General features: G+C 74.5%; 2 protein-coding genes. Both read left to right on the top strand.

Going from position 1 to position 3,160, the window contains the following annotated elements; genetic code table 11:
- Window positions 1–277: 277 nt before the first annotated feature.
- Complete coding sequence (locus ACFU6K_RS35135; RefSeq protein ID WP_380670100.1) at window positions 278–1,480, top strand: glycosyltransferase 87 family protein; 1,203 nt, start codon at window positions 278–280, stop codon at window positions 1,478–1,480.
- 44 nt (window positions 1,481–1,524) lie between these two features.
- Entirely contained in the window at window positions 1,525–3,144 is a 1,620-nt protein-coding gene (locus ACFU6K_RS35130) for a DUF2079 domain-containing protein (protein ID WP_380670098.1), read from the top strand.
- The last annotated feature ends 16 nt before the right edge of the window (window positions 3,145–3,160 follow it).

Genomic DNA, 3,160 nt, shown 5'->3' with positions numbered 1-3,160 from the left:
GTCCGGGCCCGGTGCCGGACCCGACCCGGGGCCCGCTGTGGGCGAGGTCACATCGCCCCTCCGGGCCCGTTTCTGACGCGGTTTGGGGCTCAGGGGGGTCGGTTATGGTGGGTGGGCCCAGACGGCGACGAGGGAACGATCTGGTCTATCTCGACGGGGTGCCATCGCGGTGCGCGAGTTCGGTCTGAAACGGTGGGTGCGGCGGTCCGGTCCGGAAGGCTCCGGCGAGGCGGCGGAAACCGGAAGGCCGAATTCCTGGACCCTTCCGGCGGCCTGCGTGGCGGCGGTGTCACTGGCGGTGTTCGCCTGGTTCCGGCACGCCCACGGGGCCACCATGGTCGACATGCTGGTCTACCGGGCCGAGGGCCAGGCGGTGGTCCGCGGCGAGGACCTGTACGCGATGCGGCTGCCCGGCTGGGACCTGCCGGCCACCTACCCGCCGTTCGCGGCGATGCTCTTCGTGCCGAGCACCTGGTTCGACGTGAGCACCCTGCGCGTCCTGGTGATGCTCCTCAACTACGCGCTGCTCGCCGCGGCCGTGCACCTGTCGCTCAAGCTGGCCGGCTGGCCGAAGCAGCACCGCGCGGCCGTGGTGGTCCTGGCCACCGGCCTCGGCGTCTGGCTGGAGCCGGTCTTCACCACCTTCCAGTACGGCCAGGTCAACCTCGGCATCCTCTGCCTGGTCCTGTGGGACCTGACCCGCCCGGACAGCCACCGCCTCAAGGGCGTGGGCATCGGCCTCGCCACCGCCATCAAGATCACCCCGGGCCTGTTCGCCGTCTACCTGTTCCTGACCGGCCGGGTCCGGGCCGCCCTGGTCTCGGCCGGCACCTTCCTGGCGGCCGGCCTGATCGGCTGGGCCCTCCTGCCCGACGCCTCGTACGGGTTCTGGACCACCTACCTCTGGGACCCGAGCCGGGTCGGCGTGACCGTCCTGGTGGACAACCAGTCGCTGCGCGGCGCCGTCTGCCGCCTGCTCGACGTCAACGACCCGGGCCTGGTCGGGGTCGTCGCCTCGGCGCTGGTCGCGGTGCTCGGGCTCGGGGTGGCGGTGCTGGCCGGCCGCTCGGCACGGGTGCTGCGGCGGGCCGACGCCTGGGGCGCGGTCTGCGCCGCGCTCACCGCGCTGCTGGTCTCGCCGATCAGCTGGACCCACCACTGGGTCTGGTGCGTCCCGCTGCTCGCCCTGCTGGCGGTGGAGGCCAGGACCAGGGCCCGGCAGGTGCTGTTCGGCCTGACCGCGGTGGTCTTCCTCTCCCACGTCATGTGGGCGGTGCCGCACCGGTGGGGCCGGGGCGTCGCCTGGTACTGGCAGCTGCCCGGCGCGATCTACCCGCCGATCGCGATCGCCGTCCTGGTCGTCCTGGGCGTGCGGCTGTACCGCGCCCGGCGGCAGGCCGTGGACGCCGCCGGCGGCGGGGCCCTGACCCTGCTGACCGCCAGGCTGGACCGCGACCCCGCGCTGACGAACCGGACCTGACGGACCGGACCCACGGACCCCAGACCGGACGGACCAGACCAGACGTGACCACCCAGACCGCACCCCCGCCGCCGGCCGCCGCCGGGCCCGCCGTCCGCCGGATGGCTGCGGCCGTCCTGCTCGGCCCCGCCCGGCGCACCGCGCTGCTCACCGCGCTCTGCTTCGCGGTGACCTGCGCCATCGGCCTGCAGGGCTGGACGTCCGTCTCGCTCGGCGGCTTCGACCTCGGCATCTTCGACCAGGGCGTGCGCGGCTACGCCCACTTCGGGCTGCCCGTCTCGACGCTGAAGAGCTTCCACCACGAGTTCCCGCCCGGCTTCTCGCTGCTGGGCGACCACTTCTCGCCGGTGCTGGCGCTGCTCGCGCCGCTGTACTGGATCTGGGACGACCCGCGCTCGCTGATCATCGGGCAGTCGCTGCTGTTCGCGGCCGGCGTGCCGCTGATCCGGCGGATCGCCGGGTACGCCTTCGCCGGCGCCGAGCCGCGCACCGCCCGCCGGGCCGCCGACCTGGCCGGCCTGGTCTACGGGCTCGGCTGGCCGCTGCTGGTCGCCGCCCGGGTGGGCTTCCACGAGGTCGCCTTCGCGGTGCCGCTGACCCTGCTGATGCTGGAGCGCGGGCTGGCCCGCCGGTACGGCACGGTGCTGCTCGCCGCCCTGCTGCTGTGCTGCACCAAGGAGGACCTCGGCCTGATGGTCGGGGCGTACGGGCTGGTGCTGCTGCTGCGCACCCGCCGCACCGACGACCGGGCGGGCCGCCGCACCGGCCTGGGACTGCTGCTGGGCGGGCCGGTCGCCTCGGCCGCCGCCATCGTCTGGCTGATCCCGGCGATGGGCGGGGAGCCGGGCTACTACTGGAACTACGGCTCGCTCGGCGAGGACGGCGGCGACGCGCTGCGCAACCTGCTGCACGACCCGTTCCTGCTGGTGCAGGCCGCCTTCGACCAGCCGCTCAAGCCGCTGCTGCTGCTGTGGCTGTTCGGCACCATGCTGCTGCTGCCGCTGCGTTCGGCCACCGTGCTGTGCGCGGTGCCGCTGCTGGCCGAGCGGATCCTGTCCAGCAACCCCAACCACTGGTCGATCGCCCGGCACTACGACTCGCTGCTGTGGCCGGTCCTGCTCACCGCCGCGATCGAGGTGCTGGGCCGGCTGAGCGCCGCCGGGCGGCCGGAGCCCAGCCTGCGGCGGGCCCGCCGGCTGGGCCTCGGCGCGGCCGGCATCGCGCTGATGGCGGCGGTGCCGATCGGGCTGGTGCCGCTGGTCCTGCCGTCCTCCTGGGCGCCCAAGCCGAGCGAGGCGGCGCTGGTCCGGGCGGCCGCGCTGATTCCGGACGGGGCGTCCGTCGAGGCGGACAACCAGATCGCGCCGCGGTTGACCGCCCGGACGGACGTGGTGCTGGTGGACGGCACGCCGCGCGGGCGCGAGTACGTGCTCACCCGGGGCGACAAGCGGTCCTTCCCGTTCAAGACGGACCAGGAGCAGGCCGAGCGGATCCGGCTGCTGCTGGCGCACGGCTACCGGCAGCTGTGGGCCGAGGACGGGGTCGTGCTGCTGCACCGGGAGGGCGACGAGCCGATTCCCGGCGAGCACGTGCCGGGGCCGGGCGGCAAGCCGGTCCAGGACGAGGTCCCGACCGACGTGGGGCACAACCTGTTCCGCGGCTGAGCGCGGGGCCCGGACA

Origin of the sequence: Kitasatospora sp. NPDC057512 (genome assembly GCF_042802135.1) — a bacterium.
In the GTDB taxonomy this organism is placed as follows: domain Bacteria; phylum Actinomycetota; class Actinomycetes; order Streptomycetales; family Streptomycetaceae; genus Kitasatospora.
This window is presented reverse-complemented; position numbering and strand designations above follow the sequence as displayed.